The organism is Flavobacterium noncentrifugens (assembly GCF_900100375.1).
Lineage (GTDB): Bacteria > Bacteroidota > Bacteroidia > Flavobacteriales > Flavobacteriaceae > Flavobacterium > Flavobacterium noncentrifugens.
This window is the reverse complement of record NZ_FNEZ01000002.1, coordinates 889,186-910,811: the sequence shown is the minus strand read 5'-3', so window position 1 is coordinate 910,811 and position 21,626 is coordinate 889,186. Positions and strand designations below refer to the sequence as shown.

Annotated in this window: 18 protein-coding genes; 8 read left to right on the top strand and 10 right to left on the bottom strand. The window is 40.5% G+C overall.

Annotated features, from left to right (window positions below):
• Window positions 1–5: 5 nt before the first annotated feature.
• The 7 genes from BLS32_RS08815 to menD form a co-directional block, all read right to left on the bottom strand.
• The gene (locus BLS32_RS08815) at window positions 6–953 is read right to left on the bottom strand and encodes a 1,4-dihydroxy-2-naphthoate polyprenyltransferase (protein ID WP_091394194.1); all 948 of its coding nucleotides are present in this window, start codon (window positions 951–953) and stop codon (window positions 6–8) included.
• Window positions 954–1,108: 155 nt separating this feature from the next.
• On the bottom strand, window positions 1,109–2,617 hold the full coding sequence (locus BLS32_RS08810) for a PH domain-containing protein (RefSeq protein ID WP_091394191.1): 1,509 nt from the start codon (window positions 2,615–2,617) through the stop codon (window positions 1,109–1,111).
• Window positions 2,617–3,132, bottom strand: coding sequence for a PH domain-containing protein (locus tag BLS32_RS08805; protein ID WP_091394188.1), 516 nt, complete (start codon window positions 3,130–3,132; stop codon window positions 2,617–2,619). The genes BLS32_RS08810 and BLS32_RS08805 overlap by 1 nt, the downstream gene beginning before the upstream one ends.
• Window positions 3,133–3,164: 32 nt before the next feature.
• Window positions 3,165–4,007 carry a 1,4-dihydroxy-2-naphthoyl-CoA synthase gene (locus BLS32_RS08800; protein ID WP_174799813.1) on the bottom strand — a complete coding sequence of 281 codons (843 nt, stop codon included), beginning with the start codon at window positions 4,005–4,007 and terminating at the stop codon, window positions 3,165–3,167.
• Window positions 4,008–4,159: 152 nt separating this feature from the next.
• On the bottom strand, window positions 4,160–5,002 hold the full coding sequence (gene ygiD, locus BLS32_RS08795; RefSeq protein ID WP_091394737.1) for a 4,5-DOPA-extradiol-dioxygenase: 843 nt from the start codon (window positions 5,000–5,002) through the stop codon (window positions 4,160–4,162).
• 126 nt (window positions 5,003–5,128) lie between these two features.
• Window positions 5,129–5,965, bottom strand: coding sequence for a CvfB family protein (locus BLS32_RS08790; RefSeq protein WP_091394185.1), 837 nt, complete (start codon window positions 5,963–5,965; stop codon window positions 5,129–5,131).
• Window positions 5,966–6,226: 261 nt separating this feature from the next.
• The gene (gene menD / locus BLS32_RS08780) at window positions 6,227–7,888 is read right to left on the bottom strand and encodes a 2-succinyl-5-enolpyruvyl-6-hydroxy-3-cyclohexene-1-carboxylic-acid synthase (RefSeq protein ID WP_091394179.1); all 1,662 of its coding nucleotides are present in this window, start codon (window positions 7,886–7,888) and stop codon (window positions 6,227–6,229) included.
• A 137-nt stretch (window positions 7,889–8,025) separates the two neighbouring features.
• On the opposite strand from menD, the gene BLS32_RS08775 reads away from it, so the two are divergent.
• The 3 genes from BLS32_RS08775 (at window position 8,026) to BLS32_RS08765 (ending at window position 13,128) form a co-directional block, all read left to right on the top strand.
• Complete coding sequence (locus tag BLS32_RS08775; RefSeq protein WP_091394177.1) at window positions 8,026–9,195, top strand: thioredoxin family protein; 1,170 nt, start codon at window positions 8,026–8,028, stop codon at window positions 9,193–9,195.
• Window position 9,196: 1 nt separating this feature from the next.
• Complete coding sequence (locus BLS32_RS08770) at window positions 9,197–9,694, top strand: GNAT family N-acetyltransferase (RefSeq protein WP_091394174.1); 498 nt, start codon at window positions 9,197–9,199, stop codon at window positions 9,692–9,694.
• A 194-nt stretch (window positions 9,695–9,888) separates the two neighbouring features.
• Window positions 9,889–13,128: a reprolysin-like metallopeptidase gene (locus tag BLS32_RS08765; protein WP_091394172.1), complete on the top strand. Its 3,240-nt coding sequence runs from the start codon at window positions 9,889–9,891 to the stop codon at window positions 13,126–13,128.
• A gap of 108 nt (window positions 13,129–13,236) precedes the next feature.
• Here the strand turns inward: BLS32_RS08765 and BLS32_RS08760 are convergent, their stop codons facing one another.
• Both BLS32_RS08760 and BLS32_RS08755 read right to left on the bottom strand, forming a co-directional pair.
• Window positions 13,237–13,539, bottom strand: coding sequence for a hypothetical protein (locus BLS32_RS08760; RefSeq protein WP_091394169.1), 303 nt, complete (start codon window positions 13,537–13,539; stop codon window positions 13,237–13,239).
• A gap of 1 nt (window position 13,540) precedes the next feature.
• Window positions 13,541–14,131 (bottom strand): glutathione peroxidase, encoded by a 591-nt coding sequence (locus BLS32_RS08755; RefSeq protein WP_091394166.1) that lies wholly within the window; start codon window positions 14,129–14,131, stop codon window positions 13,541–13,543.
• A 392-nt stretch (window positions 14,132–14,523) separates the two neighbouring features.
• Here BLS32_RS08755 and BLS32_RS08750 point away from each other — a divergent pair, with 392 nt between their 5' ends.
• Together BLS32_RS08750 and BLS32_RS08745 are read left to right on the top strand one after the other, a co-directional pair.
• The gene (locus BLS32_RS08750; RefSeq protein ID WP_091394162.1) at window positions 14,524–15,054 is read left to right on the top strand and encodes an RNA polymerase sigma factor; all 531 of its coding nucleotides are present in this window, start codon (window positions 14,524–14,526) and stop codon (window positions 15,052–15,054) included.
• Window positions 15,054–15,839 carry an anti-sigma factor gene (locus BLS32_RS08745; RefSeq protein WP_091394160.1) on the top strand — a complete coding sequence of 262 codons (786 nt, stop codon included), beginning with the start codon at window positions 15,054–15,056 and terminating at the stop codon, window positions 15,837–15,839. Before BLS32_RS08750 ends, BLS32_RS08745 begins: the two co-directional genes overlap by 1 nt.
• A 118-nt stretch (window positions 15,840–15,957) precedes the next feature.
• Here BLS32_RS08745 and ccsA read toward each other — a convergent pair whose 3' ends face one another.
• Complete coding sequence (ccsA, locus tag BLS32_RS08740) at window positions 15,958–19,110, bottom strand: cytochrome c biogenesis protein CcsA (protein WP_091394733.1); 3,153 nt, start codon at window positions 19,108–19,110, stop codon at window positions 15,958–15,960.
• A gap of 164 nt (window positions 19,111–19,274) precedes the next feature.
• Here ccsA and BLS32_RS08735 point away from each other — a divergent pair, with 164 nt between their 5' ends.
• The 3 genes from BLS32_RS08735 to BLS32_RS08725 are packed head-to-tail and all read left to right on the top strand — an operon-like array spanning window position 19,275 to window position 21,599.
• On the top strand, window positions 19,275–20,168 hold the full coding sequence (locus BLS32_RS08735) for a pirin family protein (protein WP_091394157.1): 894 nt from the start codon (window positions 19,275–19,277) through the stop codon (window positions 20,166–20,168).
• Window positions 20,165–20,560: an OsmC family protein gene (locus tag BLS32_RS08730; protein WP_091394153.1), complete on the top strand. Its 396-nt coding sequence runs from the start codon at window positions 20,165–20,167 to the stop codon at window positions 20,558–20,560. The genes BLS32_RS08735 and BLS32_RS08730 overlap by 4 nt, the downstream gene beginning before the upstream one ends.
• 1 nt (window position 20,561) lies before the next feature.
• Window positions 20,562–21,599: a carboxypeptidase-like regulatory domain-containing protein gene (locus tag BLS32_RS08725; protein WP_091394148.1), complete on the top strand. Its 1,038-nt coding sequence runs from the start codon at window positions 20,562–20,564 to the stop codon at window positions 21,597–21,599.
• The last annotated feature ends 27 nt before the right edge of the window (window positions 21,600–21,626 follow it).

The following is a 21,626-nucleotide window of genomic DNA, read 5'->3' as shown; positions in this document are numbered from 1 at the left end:
AGCATTTATTTAAAGTGGTTGATTGTTGCGTTGACGATTTGCACGATAATGTCTGAAAAGAAGAAAATCAGCGACAAGGAAAGCAGAACAGACAGCAAAAATGTACTGATTGCTAGTTTTTTAAGTTCGGGGTCTAAAGCGCGCGGCTCGGTATTTTTTGAAACCCTGATCAAGTGGGCGATCATTGGAATGTAGGCCAATAAGAATATGTACTGGTCGAAATTGAAATCTTTGATGATGGCAAAAATCAATACCAAAACCATGGCTGTGATGACCAGGAAATAATGATACTTTTTAGCTTTTGCTCCTCCAATTTTGACCACGATGGTATTTTTTCCTGCTTTTTTATCAGATGCTTCGTCGCGCATGTTGTTTAGGTTTAAGACACCAACGCTTAAAAATCCGATTGAGGTTGCAGGAAGTAACAAGATGTAATCCATTTCTTTAGCGAACATAAAATAAATGCCAAGTGTGCTGACCAATCCGAAAAATATAAATACGAACAAATCGCCGTAACCTCTGTAGCCGTAAGCGGTATTTCCAACGGTATAACGAATTGCCGATGCGATGGCTAAAAATCCAAGCACTAAAAATGTCAGCGAATACAGCAAATACGATTCTTTAAATGAGCAATAAATCAATAAAATCGCCGAAATCATCGTTAAGACAGAAGTCAGGATCATTGCATTTTTCATTTGCTTTGGCGTAATCACGCCGCTTTGAATGGCGCGTTTTGGACCAATCCGGTCTTCATTGTCAGTTCCTTTAACGCCGTCGCCGTAATCATTTGCAAAGTTTGACAAAATCTGCAATCCTAGAGTCGTTGTCAGTGCAAAAAGCACGATTTTCCAGTTGAACATTGACTGGGACATCGCATAAAAACTTCCTAAAATTATTCCAGATACCGAAAGTGGTAAGGTGCGTACGCGTGCGGCTTCAATCCAGTGCTTCATAATTAATTGATAATTGATAATTGACAATGGAAAATGCAATTGATAATGGACAACTGATAATCGATAATGCCAATTTTATGGTTAAGTGTTGCGTTAATTTTATTTTTAATCGTGACGGTTCATTATCAATTATCCATTGCTAATTGTCCATTAAATTACATCCAATTGCTGTCTGAAGTTTCCATTTCATACAGCCATAAATTGGCGTAATTCCTGATTTTTTCAAAATTCCCGAGTTGGAAACCTACATTTCCCCCGGCGGTGTGCAAGGTGATCGATCCGATATTGAGGCTTTTATGCCAGAACAATTGTGATGTTGTAATGGCCTGAATCCTGTGCGGCTCAATGATTTCATTCGATATATCCCAGGCGCCGCTTTGCTTTATAATAAAGCGATCATTGATAAAAAGCCTGTTGTTCCTGAACGAAAAATACTGGATGATTCCCATGAAAACCACATAAACCGCAACGCCATAATGGTATTCGAGCAAATTTGGAGCACCATTCAGGGCAACCAAATAAAACAAAACTAAAGGTAATACTATTGTGAGGAAAACTGCAAATCCAAGCTTGCGAAAATTGGGTTTAAGCATGAATCCTTTTCCAGGCATTTCGCCAAACAGCAGTTTTAGGATCGCGATGTGTTCGTTTTTGTTGCAGCCGGGAATTTCGATCGCTTGCTTGCGGGCTTCTTTTTCGCCGCTGGTTGCTTGTTTGATCTTGAGTTCGAGAATGTCGAATTTCTTTTGGAAATAGTTTTGGGTTACTGATATGATCTGGACTTTTTCAGGCTTGATGATCGTACTTTTCGTAGCAAACAATCCGAAAGACAACAATAAAGAACCGCTTTGTTTCGTAATCTGGTAGTTGAAAAATTTGACGATTGTCCGAAAAATATTAATGATTAAAATCGCAGCCAGAAGCAGCACGATCAAAATTCCAACAAATCGCATCACAAAACCTTTGTCGAAATAATTTATAAACTGGTCTTCATTGATTATTCCGTGGTTTGAAAACCGGATAATATAATCGTAAGTGGTCACGAAAAATGCGAGTAAAAGCCCGAGGCTGCGGATGTAATTGGATGTAATTCCGACTTTTAGCAAGCTTAAGAAACTAATTGAGATGAATGGCTGTTCTGAAATTGCATTTTGAACATCGAAACTCTCTGATGCGACCGTTTCATTTTCAGAAACTTTACGGATGTTATCCAGTAACACCGATTTTAAATTAAGCGCCAGCTCATGGGAAACAGCCTTGATTGAAACTTCTTTATCATTTGTTCCGGCAGTATCCACGTCAAGCGCGTGAACACCAATGATTCGCTGCAAAAGCGATTGTTTAATGTTGACCTGTTGGATTTTATGGAGTTGGATCGTTGTACGGGTTTTATTGAAAACGCCTTCGGTGACTACAAATTCGCTGTTTTCATTGTCTATAAAAAAAGTAAAATTCCGGTATTTTAAATATGCAATGATTCCGATTGTAATAAAAATTATGGGAATACTGAGGAAAATATACAAGCGATTCGCATCATCAAATTTAAAAATCCCAATAACGATCAACGGCCACAGAGCGCGTCCATATTCCTGGATCGTATCAAAAAACATAATTAGGACACCGATAGATGATTGTCGTTGTGGCTGGCTGAAATCGACTTTCATTACAGTTGTTTTTGGATTTTTCCCATCAGCAATTGTTTGATATTCTTTGCCTGGATTTTCTCGATTCCGGGAATTTCAATATCGCTCGAACTTCCGCCGGCAGTGAAAATTTCGATTTTGGCCAACCCTAAATATCTCGAAATAAATCCTTCATGTAGCGCAACGTGTTGTACTCTGTTATAAGGAATTACGATTGTATTTGTTGCGATAATTCCGCTTCTGAACAGTACATCATGGTTTCTAAATGCAAATCCCTTTTTACGGAAGGCAATCCGTGAAAATATCAAAACCAATAGCATTAAAACTGCGGCTGCAACAATCAGGTTCCATTGGTACAGAATTAATTCGTCGTTGAAAACCAAGCCAAACCCCAGTGCCGTTGCCAAAATCAGAAACAGAACAAACAAATGAATTAAAGTCAGTTTCCAATAATTCGGATGCAAAGGCGTAAATGGCACTTCTTCAAATCTTGGAAGCTGCGTCGTATCGATCGTTTCGTTTGTGAAATTTTCCATTTGGGTGTTTGATTATAAGCTATTTCAGAAAATTACGGAATCCATTTGTTTTCACCGAAATTCGGTTTTCTCTTTTCAAGAAACGCATTCCGACCTTCTTTAGCTTCGTCAGTCATGTAAGCCAATCGCGTCGCTTCACCGGCAAAAACCTGCTGACCAACCATTCCGTCATCTGTTAAATTCATGGCAAATTTGAGCATTTTGATGGATGTTGGCGATTTCTCTAAAATTTCCTGTGCCCATTCAAAAGCCGTATCTTCAAGTTCGTCATGCGGAATTACGGCATTGACCATTCCCATTTCGAAAGCGTCCTGAGCTGAATAATTTCTGCCGAGGAAAAAAATCTCGCGGGCTTTTTTTTGCCCAACCATTTTTGCCAGATATGCTGATCCGTAACCACCGTCAAAACTTGTGACATCGGCATCGGTTTGTTTAAAAATCGCGTGTTCTTTGCTTGCTAATGTTAAATCACAAACGACATGTAAGCTATGCCCTCCACCAACTGCCCAGCCGGGAACGACTGCAATGACAACCTTTGGCATAAAACGGATCAATCTTTGAACTTCGAGAATGTTCAACCGGTGCATGCCATCTTCACCTACATAACCCTGATGGCCTCTCACCTTTTGGTCGCCGCCGCTGCAAAAAGAATATACGCCATCTTTAGACGACGGGCCTTCTGCGGAAAGCAAAACAACGCCTATGGAAGTATCTTCCTGTGCATCGTAAAAAGCCTGGTACAATTCGGCTGTGGTTTTTGGACGGAAAGCGTTGCGGACATTCGGGCGGTTGAATGCGATCCGGGCCACACCATCGCATTTTTTATAGGTAATGTCTTCGAATTCTCTGACTGTTTTCCAGTTGATCTCGCTCATATTTGCTGGTAATTTTAGGGTAAAAATAATACATTTTGCCCAGTTTTAAAGCATAATTTCATCTTTAAAATAAACGTGTTTTTAAACTCCGAATTCTTTAGCGGATCGGGATTGCCCTGTATTGTTTAAGGAATTTTGAATGTAATCTTCTTCTATTTATATTTTCCCCATTGCACTGAAGTCATCGTCAACGAACCGCCAACCGCTTTATCATTGAAAAAACTTGCATCGTCTTTTGAATCCTGCAATGCCATCGCATACAACAATGGGTAATAATGATCCGGCGTTGGAACTGCCAGTTTTGCTGCTGCGTTTAATTTTTCATAATTGATCAAAGCATTGAAATCATTGTTTCCGATTTTTTCCTTGAAAACCGAATTCATTTCAAGCGCCCAGTCAAAACCATATTCAGGTTCCTGCAATTTTTCCCAGGCCACCATGCGTAGATTGTGCACCATATTCCCGCTTCCGATAATCAAAACACCTTTTTTTCGAAGCGATTTCAATTGTTTGGCAAGCTCGTAATGGTATTGCGGCGGTTTGCTGTAATCAATGCTGAGCTGCAACACCGGAATATCGGCATTTGGATACATGTGTCGAACAACCGTCCAGGTTCCGTGGTCTAAACCCCAATCGTGGTCAAGCCCGACGTTTGTTGACGTAATTAATTTTGATGTCGCTTCAGCCAATTCCGGATTTCCCGGCGCCGGATATTGCACATCGAACAACGCTTGCGGAAATCCGCCAAAATCATGGATGGTTTTCGGGTTTGGCATCGCCGTAATATGCGTTCCATTGGTCAGCCAATGTGCTGAAATGACTAAAACTGCTTTTGGTTTTGGGATTTCTTTTCCGAATTTTGTCCACGTTCGGGAAAATTCATTGTCTTCAATTCCGTTCATCGGCGAACCATGCCCGATAAATAAAACCGGGTGCGTATGATCTTCTTCGCTGAGCGATTGTGACCAGTTGTAAAAAGGCTGTAGTGATGCCATCGTCATTCCTCCTATTAGTGTTTTTATAAAATCCTTGCGTTTCAAGTTATTAATATTTGTATATACAAATGTAGGCGGATATTTGTCTTAAGAAATGAAGTTTTATAAAAATTAACTTCTGGTAAATTAAAGCAGGTAAATTCCGTCGTCCTTAATATCGATGCGTTTTTCCTTGTATAAAGCACCAATGGCTTTTTTAAAGGTTTTTTTGCTCATTTTTAAAACAGTTTTGATGTCTTCGGGATGGCTGTTGTCATTTAACCGAAGAAAACCGCGGCTGGCGCGAAGTTCATCTAGGATTTTTTCAGCATTTGGTTCGACATTTTCATAACCTAATATCTGCAGCGACACATCGATCTTATTGTCGGGACGGATGTTTTTGATGTAGCCGCGCATTCTGTCACCGGTTCTGATGCTGTCATCATAAACCTCATCTTTATACAACAAGCCTTTGTGCTGCTCGTTGATAATAACGTTGATGCCGACTTCCGTAATGTGCGAAACGATCAAATCAACTTCTTCAAATTTATTGACTGTCAGATTTTCGTTGCTCAGGAATTGGTTGGTTTTACTCGACGCGACCAAGCGGTTCGTCTTTTCATCCATATACAAATACACGAGGTAACGCTTGCCTTTTTCCATCGGGCGCGCCTGTTCTTTAAACGGAACGAGGATATCTTTTTCCATTCCCCAATCCATAAAAGCGCCAATCTGATTGGTATAATTCACGCGAAGCAACGCAAATTCATTTAGTAAAATATAAGGTTCCAATGTTGTTGCGACTGGTCTTTCTTCGTGATCCAGATATACAAAAACGGCCATCTCATCGCCTATTTTAAAATCCTGCGGCACATATTTATTGGGTAAAAGTATGTCTTCGGCTTCGTTTCCGTTTCCTAAAAACAAGCCCACTTTGGTGTCGCGTAAAATTGTCAGCGTATTGTATTGTCCTATCTTAATCATATTCTGAGTTTCAAAGTGGCAAAGGTACAAAGTTGGATGCCGTTTCGAAGAATTATCAAAAGAAATCGTGCAACGGAATGTTTCAATGATGAAATTTTATCCAAAAATGGTTTAGTAATTTTAAAAAATCAAATTTCAGAAATCATGGCAACCAAGAAAAAAACCAAAGATGATCCGTGCTGGAAAGGCTTCGAGCGCATTGGAAGCAAAGAAAAAAACGGCAAGAAAGTTCCAAATTTTGTCCCCGAAAAGAAAAAATGATTAAACCAATGCTGCAAAATATTGGTTCAAAATGCCATTGTTTTCAAGCATCGGTGTAAAAATTTCGAGAATTACAGGCTTTTCATTTTGGGCATACATTATTTCGAGTCCGTTTTTTAGAGTCGGATTGTCATTCGCGGTAACATACTCAAATCCGTACATTTTTGCCAGATGCTCAGCCGTCAGATGATGCGCCGTTTCAAAATACGTATTGAAAACTTTATTTTCCTCATGGCCGGGCAAAATCCTGAAAATCCCGCCGCCGCCATTATTCACCAATATAATTTTAAAATTTTTCGGAATGTAATTGTTCCAAAGCGCATTGCTGTCGTATAAAAATCCGATGTCGCCGGTAATTAAAACCGTTGGCTTTTGCGATGCCAATGCAGCTCCGATTGCTGTGGACGTACTTCCATCAATGCCACTCGTACCGCGATTGCAATACACCGAAACGGATTGATCAATATCAAAAAGCTGCGCATAACGGATCGCCGCGCTGTTGCTGATCTGAAGCATCGAATCTTTTTGCAATGATGGGATAATCTGTTCAAATGCCTTAAAATCTGAAAACGGAATCTTATCCAGATATTCCCCATGCTTTTCGGCACGCAATTTTTCAATTTGCTGCGCCTTCGCCGCATAATCGCTTTTTACGATTTTTGTAAAAGGAAAAATCTGCTGGAAAAACGTGTTCGGATCGGCCTCAAAATAATACGTCAGTGCGTTAAAAGTATTGTAAGCCCGCAACGAATCAATATGCCAATGGTGATCTGGTTTGTATGTCCTTAAAAAAGCTTTCACGCGTTTTGAAACAATCATTCCGCCGAAAGTAATCAGGATTTCAGGTTTAAAAGCTTCAAAATCTTCTTCATTGAATGGTGTAATGATCGTATCGATATTGTTTAAAAACGACGGATGATGCAGGTTTGAAGTCGTTTCTGTCATGACTACAATCGATGGATCGGCAGCGAGTTTTTCGATAATTTCAGCCGCAATCGAATGTGGTTCGTTGACGCCAACAAGGATCATTTTTTTCTTCGCAGCATTCCAGATATTCGTAGATGCAAGAACATTTTCAACCGAAACGGTCTTATGCGTTTTTTCAAATTTCGAAATCGACGGATCAACCGATAACTTGTTAACTGTCTGATACAACGGCTCTTCAAATGGCGCGTTTATATGCGTCGGACCTTTTAAAGCTACAGCTTTATTGATCGCTTCATTGATTTTTAAATCGTTTTCTTCTGAAACTTCTTCCGATAAATTGGCGTTGTATAAAGAGTGGTTTTCGAATACATTTCGCTGGCGGATCGTTTGGCCGTCGCCAATGTCGATTTTGTCGGTTGGTCTGTCTGCAGAAATCACGATCAGCGGAATCTGGCTGTAAAATGCTTCGGCCACAGCCGGATAATAATTCAGCAACGCCGATCCTGAGGTACAAACTACTGCCACAGGTTTGTTCAGCTGCTGCGCCATTCCGAGTGCGAAAAAAGCCGCACAACGCTCGTCTGCAATGCTGTAACACTGAAATTCCGGATGGTTTGCAAACCCGATCGTTAACGGCGCATTCCTCGATCCCGGAGAAATTACAATATGGGTCACGCCTTTTGCGAGACAAATTTGCAGTATACTTTGAGCCAGCGGGATTTTCGGGTAAATCATAACGGATTGCGGATTTTTTGCCCTGCAAAGATGCTGAAAAATTTAGTTAACAACACCCTAAAACTGCTTAAATTGCTCCACTGCATAAACAAAAACACGGTATATTTGTGGCTGCCAATCTTTTGAATTTTGTTCGAATGAAACTAAAATCTGTCTTCTTATTATTGCTTTTTATTTCCAATTTGTCATTTTCGCAGCAATCGCTTTTTAGCGACGGCGGATTTGAAACTGCCATCCAAAAGTCCAAAAAGGAAAAAAAACCAGTGCTCTTATTTTTATATGCAACCTGGTGCAGCCATTGCAAAAAAATGAAAAAGGAAGTTTTTACAAATCCCGAAGTTTCCGGTTTCATTACTGAAAATTTCGTCGCTGTTGCTGTTGATGCCGAAAAACCCGAAGGCATCGAACTGAAAAAAAAATATCCGATAGATGCATTTCCGGCTTTCTTCTTTATCGATTCTGACGGAGCAGTCTTATACGGATTGCTGCGTGAATGTACTGCCGCAGATCTTATTTCAGAAGCAAAGACCGCATTAATACCGGAAAAGCAGATCCCATACCTCGAAAAGCAATTCAACGCCGATTATAAAAATGCCGACAATTGCTATGCTTACATTACGACATTAAAGAAAGCGCATTTGGACGTTTCTGTCCCGACAAAAAAATACCTCAGCACCCAATCAAACGAACAACTCATTACCGAAACCAACTGGCGGATTATTGCCAATGGCGTTTCGGATATTGAATCGCGAGAATTTCAATATGTGCTGAAAAACCAGCCAGCATTTGCGAAGGTTTCTTCGCCGGTTCGGGTTGAAAAGAAAATCGTGAATATTGTATCGGAATTGTTGCGCCCGTTTACCGAAAACCTTGATACGATCGGCTATTTTAAAAACCGCCCGATTGCGAAAAGTGTTGGGCTTCGAAAAACAGATTCACTGATCTTTACTTACGATCTTTTGCTTTCAGAACGTACGAAAAACTGGAAATCATATGGAAAATCAGCCATCGAATCGTCGCAGACCTACTATTGGAACAATCCTGAAAAACTCAAGGAAACAGCTTCAAACTTCCAGAAAAATATCGCCGATTCCGAAAGCCTCAAATATGCAGTAAAACTTTCCGAACGTGCGATAGAAATTAAGCCTTCAGCCGATGGTTATTTGCTAACTGCGCGATTGTACCAGAAAATGAACGACTTAAAAAAGTGTCGGGAATTCGCCGAAAAAAGCCGTAATTTCTCCAATTCGCTTGGCTTTAGTACCAAAGAAGCAAATGATCTTTTAACCGAAATCCAAATCAAATAAGATGTCAGTAAAAATCCGTCCTGCAACCGAAAATGATATTGAAAGCATCCTTGAAATTGTAAATTTTGCTATTTTGCATACGACTGCAAATTACAATTATGAACCGCAATCTTTTGAAGTCCAAATGGAATGGTTCCACCAAAAACAAGCACATGATTTTCCTGTAATCGTTGCCGAACTTGAAAATCAGGTTGTGGGTTTTGGCGCTTATGGCACTTTTCGGGAGAAAATCGGGTACCAGTTTACGGTCGAGCATTCGGTTTATGTTTCGGATGTTTTCATTGGAAAAGGCATCGGAAAACAGTTGCTGGCCGAATTGATTGCTATTGCTAAAAAGCAAAATCTCCGCACCATGATCGGTGCCATTGACGCTGAAAATTCCGACAGCATTGCTTTTCATGAAAAATTCGGGTTTACAAAATGCGGCGTGATCAAAGATGCTGCTTTCAAATTTGACCGTTGGCTCAATTTGCAATTGATGCAGTTGATTTTGAACTAGTTGCTACTCGTTTTATAAAATCAATTTTTCTTTTTTACAATTATTATATCCGCACGAATTTTCCTTAAAAAATAAATTGTATTTATAGTTTAGCCGTGTATTTTATCGATTTGTTAATATCTTTTTTTAAACCTTAAAAAAATCACAAAAAAGCGATTAATTTTATCGTCCTATTCTAAACTAATTCAAAATTTATGAAAATCAATTTACTCTCCGTTGCGTTATTGTCGATAACGAGCTTCGCTTTCGCGCAACAAAAACAGGACATGTGGAAACATGCGTCTGACAAAAATGTGGTTTTGCTTGACAGCAGAATGCAGCTTCCTGAGAAAAACCTTTTCAATCTTGATGTGGCATCACTACAGTCAAAAATTGCACATTCGCCCAAAAGAAATGCAGCTTCAAAAAATGCTGTAATCATTTCACTTCCAAATGCCGAGGGTCAGCTTGAGCGTTTCAGCGTTTACGAAAATTCAATCATGGATCCGGCTTTGGCAGCAAAATATCCCGAAATTCAATCTTATATCGGAATTGGGATTGACCGCCCGACAGCAACGGTTTACTTTAGCCTTTCGCCACTCGGATTGAAAGCCATGACTTTGGATGCTGATAAGCCTGCAGTGTTTATAGAGCCGTATTCCAAAGACTTAAAAACGTATTCCATTTATAAAAAAGACGACAAAACAGCTTCATTTTCAAAGTTTGAATGCCGTGTTGCCGATGACATCAAAGCAGTAGCGACGGCACCAAATGCACGCCCAAATGCTGATGATGCGACTTTGCGGACTTTTCGCCTCGCGATGTCGGTTACTGGCGAATATACAGCCTATTTTGGCGGAACAAAAGCATTGGCGCTGGCTGCGATCAATAATTCGATCACACGTGTCAATGGTGTTTTTGAGAAAGATTTCGCGGTGCGTATGGTTTTGATTGCCAATACGGATGCGGTGATTTACACCAGTGCTTCTTCAGATCCCTATTCAAATGCAGACATTGGTGTTGGCGATGCCAATACCGAAGGAACCTGGAACCAGGAACTGCAAACAACTTTAACGAACAACATTGGAAATTCGGCTTATGATATCGGGCATTTATTCGGAGCCAGCGGCGGCGGCGGAAATGCCGGCTGCATTGGTTGCGTTTGCACCAATCCGACAACATCCGTTCCTTACGGAAAAGGAAGCGGATTTACTTCACCTGGCGATGCCGTTCCGTCAGGAGATAATTTCGATATTGATTATGTGGCTCATGAAATGGGACACCAATTTGGGGCAAACCATACGTTTACTTTTAGTACTGAAACCGGAACCGGTGCACAAATGGAGCCGGGATCGGGATCAACGATCATGGGTTACGCCGGAATTACCGCTAAAGATGTGCAGCCGCATTCTGATGCCTATTTTCACGCGATCAGCATCCAGCAGATCACAAATAATATCAAGACAAAAACCTGCCAGACGAATACCGCTACCGGAAATTCGATCCCGACTGCGAATGCAGGTTTGGATTATACCGTTCCGAAAAGCACCCCGTTTATGCTGACAGGATTAGGAACAGATGGCAATGGTGATGTACTTTCCTACAATTGGGAACAGATGAATACCGGAACTTCATCCACGACAACGCCAACAGCCAGCAAAACATCAGGGCCGAATTTCAGGTCCTATAATTCTTCAACAACTCCAACCAGATATTTTCCTAAAATGTCATCGGTATTGACCGGCGCAACAACAACAGCAGGCACAGAACTGACTGTTGAGGCTTTGCCTTCTGTTGCCCGGACGTTAAATTTTAGATTGACCGTGCGCGACAACCGCGCAGGCGGATCTGGAAATAACAGTGACGATATGGTCGTTACCGTAAATGCAACTGCCGGGCCGTTTACCGTAAGCAGCCCGAATACGGCTGTTTCTTACGTTGGCGGAAGCACGCAAACCGTAACCTGGGCTGTTGCCGGAACAACTGCAAACGGCGTGAATTGTGCAAATGTTGACATTTTATTATCATCGGATGCCGGAAATACCTGGACGACTTTACTGGCTGCAACGCCAAATGACGGAACACAGGTCGTTACGGTTCCGAATACGCCAGGAACGACAAACAGGATCATGGTTAAAGGAACCAATCACATTTTCTTTGATGTTTCGAATACGAATTTTATGATTACGGCCGGTTCTTCTGATACGGTTGCTCCTGTCGCGCCAACATTGGCTGCAGCCGGAACCACACAAACATCAACGAATTTATCATGGCTTGGCGCAACAGATAACGTAGCCGTAACCGGATATGATGTTTACAGAGGCACGACTTTATTAGGATCGACAACTGCTACAACTTATGCCGTGACCGGATTGACTGCTTCAACGACGTATTCGTTTACCGTAAAAGCGAAAGATGCCGCCGGAAATATTTCTGTGGCAAGCAACGCAGTAAGCGTAATGACTTTGGCCCCAGCTGCCGATACAATTGCTCCTACCGCGCCAACATTGGGTGCAGCCGGAACGACACAAACAGCAACCAACTTATCCTGGTCTGGTGCAACAGACAATGTGGCCGTAACCGGATATGATGTGTATCAGGGTGCTACTTTACTAGGATCGACAGCATCGACAACTTATGCCGTAACCGGGTTGACCGCTGCGACAACTTATTCATTTACCGTAAAAGCGAAAGATGCGGCCGGAAATATATCGGTAGCAAGCAATGCCGTAAGCGTAACAACTTTGTCGGGTGCATTGACGTATTGCACTTCGCAGGGAAATAATACGGCTGACGAACGCATTGGAAAAGTTGTTTTTGGAACGATGAGCAATTCTTCGACAGGAACTGCGGGTTATGAGAATTTTACGGCACTTTCAACAAGTGTAAACAAAGGTTCGGCTTATACGATCACGATCACGCCAACATGGACGGGAACGGTTTACAGTGAAGGCTATGCGGTTTTTATAGATTACAACCAGGATGGCGATTTCTCGGATAGCGGTGAAATGGTTTGGACGAAAGCGGCTTCTAAAACGACTCCGGTTTCGGGAACATTTACTATTCCGGCGACCGCAACAGCTGGAACGACAAGAATGCGCGTTTCTTTGAAATACAATGGCATTCCGACGGCTTGTGAAGCGTTTTCTTATGGGCAGGTAGAAGATTATACGATCAATATTGCATCGACTGCGAAATTTGAAACTCCACAAACTGCGGCTGCTTCAATGATTGATTTTAGCTTGTATCCGAATCCGGTGAAAGGAAATACACTGAACATCGCGAATCTTTCAGCCGATTCTAATTTCAGGATCGTAAACATGATGGGCCAGGAAATCAGCAAAGGAAAAGTGGAGAATGAAAGTGTAAATGTAGCTTCGTTGGCAGCGGGAACTTACTTGATTGAGGTTTCAAATGCAAATGGATTTGCTGTAAAACGTTTCATCAAACAGTAAACAGCTTTGAGAGATTAGTCCCGAAACTTCGGGAAAGATTTTAAATTCATACATTAGTAAAAGAAAAAGGATTTGCGTTGCTGCAAATCCTTTTTTTATTTTTAAAAATTATTTAATGATATTGAAAGTAATCAGCATTGTTGTGACAAACAGGAAAACCAAACCGGAGAGAAACACAAAATCTGCGATTCTTTCATAAACCGCGCTGGGTTCGTTCTTGCTTCGCATCGACAGATACGATAAAATGCTGCTTGTCAAAAACATTATGATCGCTACTGCGGTGAATTCATCGATGATCGATCCATCTCTAAAATTGTTTAATCTTAACGAGGTCAGCACCACAAAACACAATCCGAGTAACGTAGATGAAGCCGTAAGAATATGCGGAAAATTGTTATTGTTCTCAGCCATTTTATGCTTTGATCCAGTTCACGATTTCAGGATCTGTCGGCAATGTTTTTGGAGAAATCACTCTTTCAAGTTCGCCTTTTTCATTCAGCAAATATTTCTGGAAATTCCATTCGACTTCAGAATCCTGCAAGCCGTTTTTGCTTTTTTGGGTCAGGAATTGGTAAATTTCGTTCTGATCGTCTCCTTTGACAGATATTTTAGACATCATTGGAAAAGTCACGCCGTAATTTTTCTGGCAGAATGCACCGATTTCAGCATTGGTTCCCGGTTCCTGTGATGCAAAATTATTGGCTGGAAAGCCTATGATTACAAAATTCTGGTCTTTGTACTTTTCGTACAATGTTTCGAGTTGTTCGTATTGCGGCGTTAATCCGCATTTTGAAGCCGTGTTTACAATCAATACTTTTTTTCCTTTTAAAGTGGAAAAATCGAATGCATTTCCGGATAAATCTTCTGCTTTGAACTGGTAAATTGATGGTTTCATTGTTGTTGATTTTGTGGTTGCCGCTGCTTTGGTTGCTTTGCCCTGCGCCTGATTCTGGCAACTGAACAAAAGCAATGCGCCACAGGCAACGAATACAAATTTTCTCATGGTTATTTTTTTATAAAATTAGCTAAAATTGGCTGGCATTCGCTATGGCGTTGCTGCGAAAGTTTTGTTAAAACAAAAAAGAAGCCCAGAAGCTTAAAGCTCCGGGCTCCCCTGACAACAGTGATGTCCTCTAACCAAAACCTACTGCCGCCAAATCCGGGTATTCCCAACTTTATTCTGGGGAAATCATTTGGAGAATACCGGAAACAAAAAGTTTAAGTGCTTAAAAACTTTTGTCTATGAAATTACGTAACTTCATGCAGTTTGGTTTACATTTAAACGATCCAATGTTACAGCTTTCACAATCAAACATTTAAAAAGATGTTTTTTATTCAAAGTGCTTTACATTATTATAAAAAATGTATAGATTTGTTTAAAAAGTATTCAAAAAAATGACACAAGAAGAACTACTGCCATTAATACAAACTAAAGACGACCGGGCATTTTCACACGTGTATGACATGTATTCGAAAAGCTTGTTCGCTGTAATTAACAACCTGGTAAAAGACCGTGAAGAAGCGGAAGACGTGCTTCAGGAAGTATTTGTTAAAATCTGGAAAAACATCGATTCATACAATGAAAGCAAAGGGCGCTTTTATACCTGGATTATCAATATTGCAAGAAATACGTCGATTGACAAACTGCGTTCGAAAGGATATAACAACAGCCAGAAAAACCTGTCTTCGGATAATTTCGTACATCTGCTAGACGACAGCAATAAGTTGATCCACAAGATTGACACCATTGGAATAAGGGAATTTGTCAACAAACTCAAACCCAAATGCATACAAATTATCGATCTGTTGTTTTTTAAAGGCTATACCCAACAGGAAGCTTCGGATGAATTGCAGATTCCGCTTGGAACCGTTAAAACACAAAACAGGAATTGTATTAACGACCTCAGAAAATTTTTACACGTATAATGGATACTCAAGACTATATCAATTCAGGGATACTCGAACTTTATGTTTACGGTTTGCTAAATGAAACCGAAAACAGCGAAGTGGCGAAAATGGCTAAGGAACATCGCGAAGTTGAGTCCGAAATCATTTCTATTGAAAAATCGATCCTCAATTTATCTACGAGCTTCTCCCCTTTTTTATCGGCCGATAACTTTGCGAAAATCAAAGCGAAACTGGAGCTAAAACATTCGAAAGTAGTTCAGATGCAACCAAAATCTAACATCTTAATGTATGTGGGTTGGGCGGCAGCGGTATTGCTCCTGATTGGTTTTGGATACCAATATAACAGATTAAGCCAAACCAGCCAGCAGGTTGTTTCTGCTGAAAATGAAAAATCAAAATTGCAGGAAGCTTTAGTGACCTCGGAAATAAGAAACAAGCAAACAGAAGACGCTTTAGCGGTTATCCGTGATACAAAAAATACGGTTGTAAACCTTGGCGGACAAGCCGTTTCCCCGCGATCATTTGCAAAAGTTTACTACAACAAGCAATCGGCTACCGTTTATGTTGATGCAGCCGGATTACCAGAACCGCCGGAAGGAAAAGTGTATCAGGTGTGGGCTTTGAAGCTGAATCCGCTTACGCCAACAAGCATCGGATTATTAGAAAATTTTACGGCTAATAATTATAAAATGTTTGCTGTTGACAACGCAACCGGAGCAGAAGGTTTCGGAATTACGCTTGAGCCAGCCGGCGGAAGCAAATCACCAACCATGGAGCAATTGTATACTTTAGGAAAAGTTTAAATTTTATTTTCATAAAACAAAAAGGTTCAGCTTTACAGTTGAACCTTTTTGTTTTAAAACCATTAAGGGTTTAAGAAACGTTAAGAACTTACTAACCTTAATTCCTTAATGGTTAATTTTATTTTTTGAATACTTTCTTGTATCTCCAGTAGGAAACTACTGCTAAAACAGCCACAATCGCAACCGAATAATATACAAATGTTGGCGTCACTACTTTATCTCCACTCGCATAAGAATGCAATCCGGTCAGGTAAAAATTCACTCCGAAATACGTCATCATAATCGAATAAAAAGCAATGATGCTCATCAGATTGAAAATCCATTTTCCGCGCAAAGCCGGAACAAAACGTGCATGAATTACAAACGCATAAATCATGATCGAGATCAACGCCCAAGTTTCTTTAGGATCCCAGCCCCAATACCTACCCCAACTTTCATTTGCCCATTGCCCACCAAGAAAATTTCCAATCGTAAGCATTACAAGCCCGATCGTAAGCGCCATTTCGTTAATGTAGGTGATTTCTTTGATATTTAAATCCATTTTGGTTTTGTTCTTTTCATTCGAGAACAATATCAAAATTAAAGATACCACACCAAGCACCATTCCGAGTGTTAACGGACCGTAACTCCCAACGATTACCGCAACGTGAATCATCAGCCAATACGAATTTAATACAGGCTGCAAATTTGCAATCGACGGATCCATCCAGTTCCAATGCGCGATCATCAGGATCATCGAAGCGACAAAAGTTCCCGAAGCAACTGTCAGTTTTGATTTTCGGTCGAAAGCCAATGTGAAAAACATCGTCGCCCAGGCTACATAAATCATCGATTCATAAGCGTCACTCCACGGCGCATGTCCGGAAATGTACCAGCGCGCGATCAATCCGGCAGTATGCAAGGCAAATAAAATCCCGATTAAAATATGGAAAGCGTTAATGACAATCCTGATCGCTTTCTTTTCAAAGAAAATATTTACGATGGTGAAGATCAACATCAAAACGCCTGAAAGCATGTACAAATAGTACAGTTTCTTGAAAATGTCGTATTTGTTGTACGTGATTTCCGAGTTGATTTTGTCTTCCGACGGACGCACGGCACTACCGAATTTCTTCTGGTAATTTTCCATGCTCTGCAGGTAAAAATCGGCATTGGTATAATTTTTACTCACCGAAGCACTGTCGAGCGAAGCCATATATAACGGCAAAATATTTTTTGTAAAAGTAGAGTCGATGCCTTTCATTCCTGATGAATGCAACTCTAAATACGAAATCCATTTGTTGTTTTTATCATCGGGAACCGGGAAGATTTTGAGAATGCTTCCGCTTAACGCCGAATTCAGCAAATTCACTTTTCGGTCAGTTTCGATGAAGTCTGTTTCAAATGCGTCCGGAACTGCATCTTTATAAGCTTTTTCAAGATAAGAAGACAATTTATAATTGCCGTTGTTGTCAAAAAATGCAATAAATGGCGCATATTTTTGCTTGCTGTCAATTCCGATAATCTTACGGATGCTGTCATTTCCTGGCTTTATATAAATCAGCGGCACTTCAAACCAAATCCGCGGAAATTGTGTCATTGAAAGAAAAACCTGATCCGAATTCATGTCTTTATATTTGTCGTTTTTGCTGACTTTCCGAAGCAATTCAGACGAAAAAGTATTCACAGGTTTCATTCGTCCACCTTCATCCTGAGTGATTAGCCTACCGAATTTCGCGGCATGCGCTTCAGTCACTTTGTATTTATTGATCAAAGAATCGATTTGCTCCTGGCTTGGCAGATGTGCTTTTTGCGGCGTGTGCTCGTGCTGTTGTGCAAATCCGTTAAAGCTTAAAAAGAGGATTAAGATCGAGAGCAATTTGGCTTTTTTATTTTTCACAACTTCCAGTTTTCGTTTGATGTCGGCAAATCGCGTATGCTTGTCAAAAAGAATTGCCATCATCGCAAAAAACAACATGAAATATCCCGAATACGTAATGCAGGTTCCCAAAAAATCATGGTTTACAGAAAGTACGGTTCCCTTTTCATCGGGATCAAATGACGCCTGAAAAAAGCGAAAACCTTTGTGATCCAAAACATTGTTCATAAATATCCGTGCATTAAATTTCTTATCGGGATCCAAAACAGTCACTTTGCTTTCAAACGCAGCATAGCTTTTTTCGGTTCCCGGATATTTGGTCGCGATAAAATCATTCAGCTGGATTTTAAACGGCAAAGTGTAGACTTTACTTCCAAAATTGATCGTAAAATCAAGGTTTCCGATCTTAACCATAACCGGCTCGCCTTGTTTTCCTTTTGAACCTAAAACGGTAATTTCACGCTCCTGTCCTTGCGATTTTACTGTTAGCGTCAGCGCATCATCGTGCTGTTTTGCATGTAAATCACTGCTTGATTTGTAAGCTTTTTCTCCTTTGATTGCAGGCTCAGGAAAGACAAACTGCGATCCGCCAACGTTATACAGAGAGCGCATCATCAACGGCTGCAACGAATCTTTAATTACAGTTCCCTGCATTTTGTCGGCCATTCTCATAAACTGCCCGTCAAATGGGGTTTTGATCGTGTATGCGCCGCCGGTTGTGTTGATGTTGACTGCGCCGGCCGTGTATTTATTCAGTACGAAAAGTGTGTTGTGGATGTTTTGGATTTCGCCTGATTTCAGGTAATGTTCGTGGCGCATTCCGCCTCCAGATTCTACCATTTTAAGGTAAGTCGTGCCGTTTTCTTTTGGGACAACCGTTTCAGTGGCTCCGAAAACATAGTTTTTATAAGAGACTTCAAATTTTGTATCGGCAAACTTCTCCGACATCGTAAAATTATTGTTCGTCGCCGGGGAAAGCAGCAATGGATCTTCGTAAATCCTGCGCCTCATCTGCCCTTTGTAATCGCCATCAACGGCAACATTTAAAAAAGTTTTATCTGAAAAAACCTGGTTTTCTGCAGCGCCTTCGCGGATGGGCATCATGCCTTCATAACTGATGTAACGGGTTACAAATGCTCCGATGAGGATAAAAATAAACGCTAAGTGCAGTAGTAAACTCGCCCATTTTTCTCTTTTGTGCAATTGGTAACGCTTGATATTTCCGAAAAAGTTGATCAGGAAAAACAGCATAATCGCTTCAAACCATTTGGTGTTATAAATCCAGATTCTTGCCGTATCGGTGTTGTATTCGTTTTCAATAAAGGTTCCGGCGGCCATCGCTGTAGCGAAAGTGAGAAACAAAACGGCCATCAATCGGGTGGAAAAAAGGAACGAGAATAATTTTTTATCCATTATAAAAGGATTGTAGTTTAAAAGTGCGACAAAAATACTTAAAAATGTTGATTGCCGCGGACGGATTTTTGTTAATTTAAGCCAAAATTGATCGCAGTTTCTGAATGAAATCGAAACCAAATTCCCTGATTTTTTTCGTACTTTTAAATCCCAAAAAACTTTCCATGTCAAATATCAAACTGATTATCGAAGAACGCCCGAACATTGTCGGGAATTTTATGGTTGGCCGGTTGTTGCCGTTTAAAGACAAACGCATGGTTGGGCCATTTGCATTCATCGACCACATGGGCCCGATTGCGCTGCATGATTATGAAAATTTTGACGTACCGCCGCATCCGCACATTGGATTATCGACATTGACTTATTTATTCGAAGGCAGCATTATGCACAAAGACAGCCTCGGCAGCGAAGTCGAGATCAAGCCCGGAGAAGTCAATTGGATGACGGCTGGAAATGGCATAGTCCATTCAGAAAGAACACCTGAATATTTGCGGCATTCTGAAAAATCATTGCACGGTTTACAAATTTGGGTTGCTTTGCCGAAAAATCTGGAACAAATGCCTCCGAATTTTTACCACGCTTCCGATCACGAAATTCCGCATTGGATCGAAAACGGGGTAGCTTTTAAACTCATCGCCGGGCAAGCTTTCGGAAGAAAATCGCCAGTTCCCGTTTACAGTCCGCTGTATTTGCTCGAATTAAAATCGGATAAAAAACAAACCATTTCAATTGGTAATGATTTATTTGGAGAAAGTGCTTTATATATTTTAGAAGGCTCGGTTGAAAGTGAAGGAAATGTATATGAACCGAAGCAAATTTTAATTGCGAATGACACGAAATTATGTGCATTCACCATGCATGAAAATACGACGGTTTACATTTTCGGTGGTGATGCTTTTGCAGAACCAAGAACGATTTACTGGAATTTTGTCGCGTCAACGCCTGAATTGATTGAAGATGCAAAAAAGCGCTGGCTGGAACAAACCTTTGAAAAAGTTCCTGGCGAAACCGAATTTGTCCCACTTCCGCCACAAACCAACCTAAACCTCAAAAAATGATCAGAGTCACCGCTGCAACCGGCAAAAGCCATTATAAAACCGACATCAAAACCGAAACAAATTCGATTATTTCAGACGAGCCAACATCAATAGGCGGACAGGATTTAGGATTTACCCCAAGCCAGCTTCTCGCTTCTTCGCTCGCTTCCTGCACCGGAATTACACTCAGAATGTATGCCGACCGCAAAAATTGGAACCTCGAAGAAACGATGATCGACGTCACATTCGACAACAAACCGGAAACAAAAGAACACAAAATGGTAATGAACATCCGGGTTTTTGGAACATTAGATGAAACCCAGAAAAACCGTTTGCTCGAGATTGCGCACAATTGCCCGATCCATAAACTTCTGGAAAAAGCAATTCACATTTCGGTAGTTTTAAAAGACTGATATGAGATATTATTTTTATACTTTTTTATTGGTTGTATGCAGTTTAAAAATGCATTCGCAAACGCTGAGCGGAATCGTGTTCGATGAAAATAAAGAAACCATAGCAGGTGCGTCGGTGTATCTTGACGGCACTTCGATTGGTACGATTACGGATGACCAGGGAAAATATGAACTGCATGCGGCGAATAAAATCAATACTACACTCGTGATTGGTTTTATCGGATATGAATCAAAAATCATTGCAAATCCTTTTGAAAATCCGAATCAAAAAATTTACCTGGTTCCGAAAGAAACGCATTTAAAAGAAGTTACCGTTATTGCCGACGGTTTTAGCAGAGCTGATAAACTGAAGATTTTTCGCGAAGAATTCCTGGGGAAAACGAAAGCCGGAAGATCGTGCAAAATTCTTAATGAAACTGATATTTCTTTCTCTTACGACACAAAAACCAACCAACTTGCTGCTTTTTCATCGGTTCCAATTCAAATTCAAAACAATTACCTGGGCTATGAAATCGCATTTTCTTTGGTAGATTTTTATGTGAATTTTAATCTGAAAAGCATTAAAAGTGCCGATGTTTACAGCAGTTATCTGGCGGGAACTACCTTTTACAAAGACAATATCAAGAAAAAGAAAGCTTATTTAGAAAAAAGAAAAAAAACGTATTACGGTTCGCAGATGCATTTTTTCAGAAATCTTTCCAAAAATATTTGGGACAAAAAAAGTTTTCAGTTGTTTGAAGGCAGCTATCTGGCCAATCCGAACGATCATTTTCAAATTCAGAAAAATGCAGGAATCTACACGATAACAATAAAAGATTCGACAAAGAAAAAACCAAAATCATTGAGCGACGACGGTTCTTTTTACAAATCTTTCAATTTGCTTTACGACAAATCTGAACAATCAAACGTGGTTTTCAAAAGCAATACTTTTCACGTAGATGAATATGGAAACAATGAAGATTTTGATGTCGTTTTGTTTGGCGGCGAGCTCGGAAAAAAACGCGCCGGTGATATGCTTCCGATGAACTTTACAGAATAAAAAGCTGATTTTTTTACTAATTTAGCC

What these genes read in the sequence shown, in the direction of transcription:
- BLS32_RS08815 (WP_091394194.1), bottom strand. Translation starts at nt 953, where the DNA reads ATGAAGCACTGGATTGAAGCCGCACGCGTACGCACCTTACCACTTTCG.
- ccsA (WP_091394733.1), bottom strand. Translation starts at nt 19,110, where the DNA reads ATGGATAAAAAATTATTCTCGTTCCTTTTTTCCACCCGATTGATGGCC.
- BLS32_RS08735 (WP_091394157.1), top strand. Translation starts at nt 19,275, where the DNA reads ATGTCAAATATCAAACTGATTATCGAAGAACGCCCGAACATTGTCGGG.
- menD (WP_091394179.1), bottom strand. Translation starts at nt 7,888, where the DNA reads ATGATTTACCCGAAAATCCCGCTGGCTCAAAGTATACTGCAAATTTGT.
- BLS32_RS08770 (WP_091394174.1), top strand. Translation starts at nt 9,197, where the DNA reads ATGTCAGTAAAAATCCGTCCTGCAACCGAAAATGATATTGAAAGCATC.
- BLS32_RS08725 (WP_091394148.1), top strand. Translation starts at nt 20,562, where the DNA reads ATGAGATATTATTTTTATACTTTTTTATTGGTTGTATGCAGTTTAAAA.
- BLS32_RS08730 (WP_091394153.1), top strand. Translation starts at nt 20,165, where the DNA reads ATGATCAGAGTCACCGCTGCAACCGGCAAAAGCCATTATAAAACCGAC.
- BLS32_RS08760 (WP_091394169.1), bottom strand. Translation starts at nt 13,539, where the DNA reads ATGGCTGAGAACAATAACAATTTTCCGCATATTCTTACGGCTTCATCT.
- BLS32_RS08755 (WP_091394166.1), bottom strand. Translation starts at nt 14,131, where the DNA reads ATGAGAAAATTTGTATTCGTTGCCTGTGGCGCATTGCTTTTGTTCAGT.
- BLS32_RS08750 (WP_091394162.1), top strand. Translation starts at nt 14,524, where the DNA reads ATGACACAAGAAGAACTACTGCCATTAATACAAACTAAAGACGACCGG.
- BLS32_RS08765 (WP_091394172.1), top strand. Translation starts at nt 9,889, where the DNA reads ATGAAAATCAATTTACTCTCCGTTGCGTTATTGTCGATAACGAGCTTC.
- BLS32_RS08805 (WP_091394188.1), bottom strand. Translation starts at nt 3,132, where the DNA reads ATGGAAAATTTCACAAACGAAACGATCGATACGACGCAGCTTCCAAGA.
- BLS32_RS08800 (WP_174799813.1), bottom strand. Translation starts at nt 4,007, where the DNA reads ATGAGCGAGATCAACTGGAAAACAGTCAGAGAATTCGAAGACATTACC.
- ygiD (WP_091394737.1), bottom strand. Translation starts at nt 5,002, where the DNA reads ATGGCATCACTACAGCCTTTTTACAACTGGTCACAATCGCTCAGCGAA.
- BLS32_RS08745 (WP_091394160.1), top strand. Translation starts at nt 15,054, where the DNA reads ATGGATACTCAAGACTATATCAATTCAGGGATACTCGAACTTTATGTT.
- BLS32_RS08810 (WP_091394191.1), bottom strand. Translation starts at nt 2,617, where the DNA reads ATGAAAGTCGATTTCAGCCAGCCACAACGACAATCATCTATCGGTGTC.
- BLS32_RS08790 (WP_091394185.1), bottom strand. Translation starts at nt 5,965, where the DNA reads ATGATTAAGATAGGACAATACAATACGCTGACAATTTTACGCGACACC.
- BLS32_RS08775 (WP_091394177.1), top strand. Translation starts at nt 8,026, where the DNA reads ATGAAACTAAAATCTGTCTTCTTATTATTGCTTTTTATTTCCAATTTG.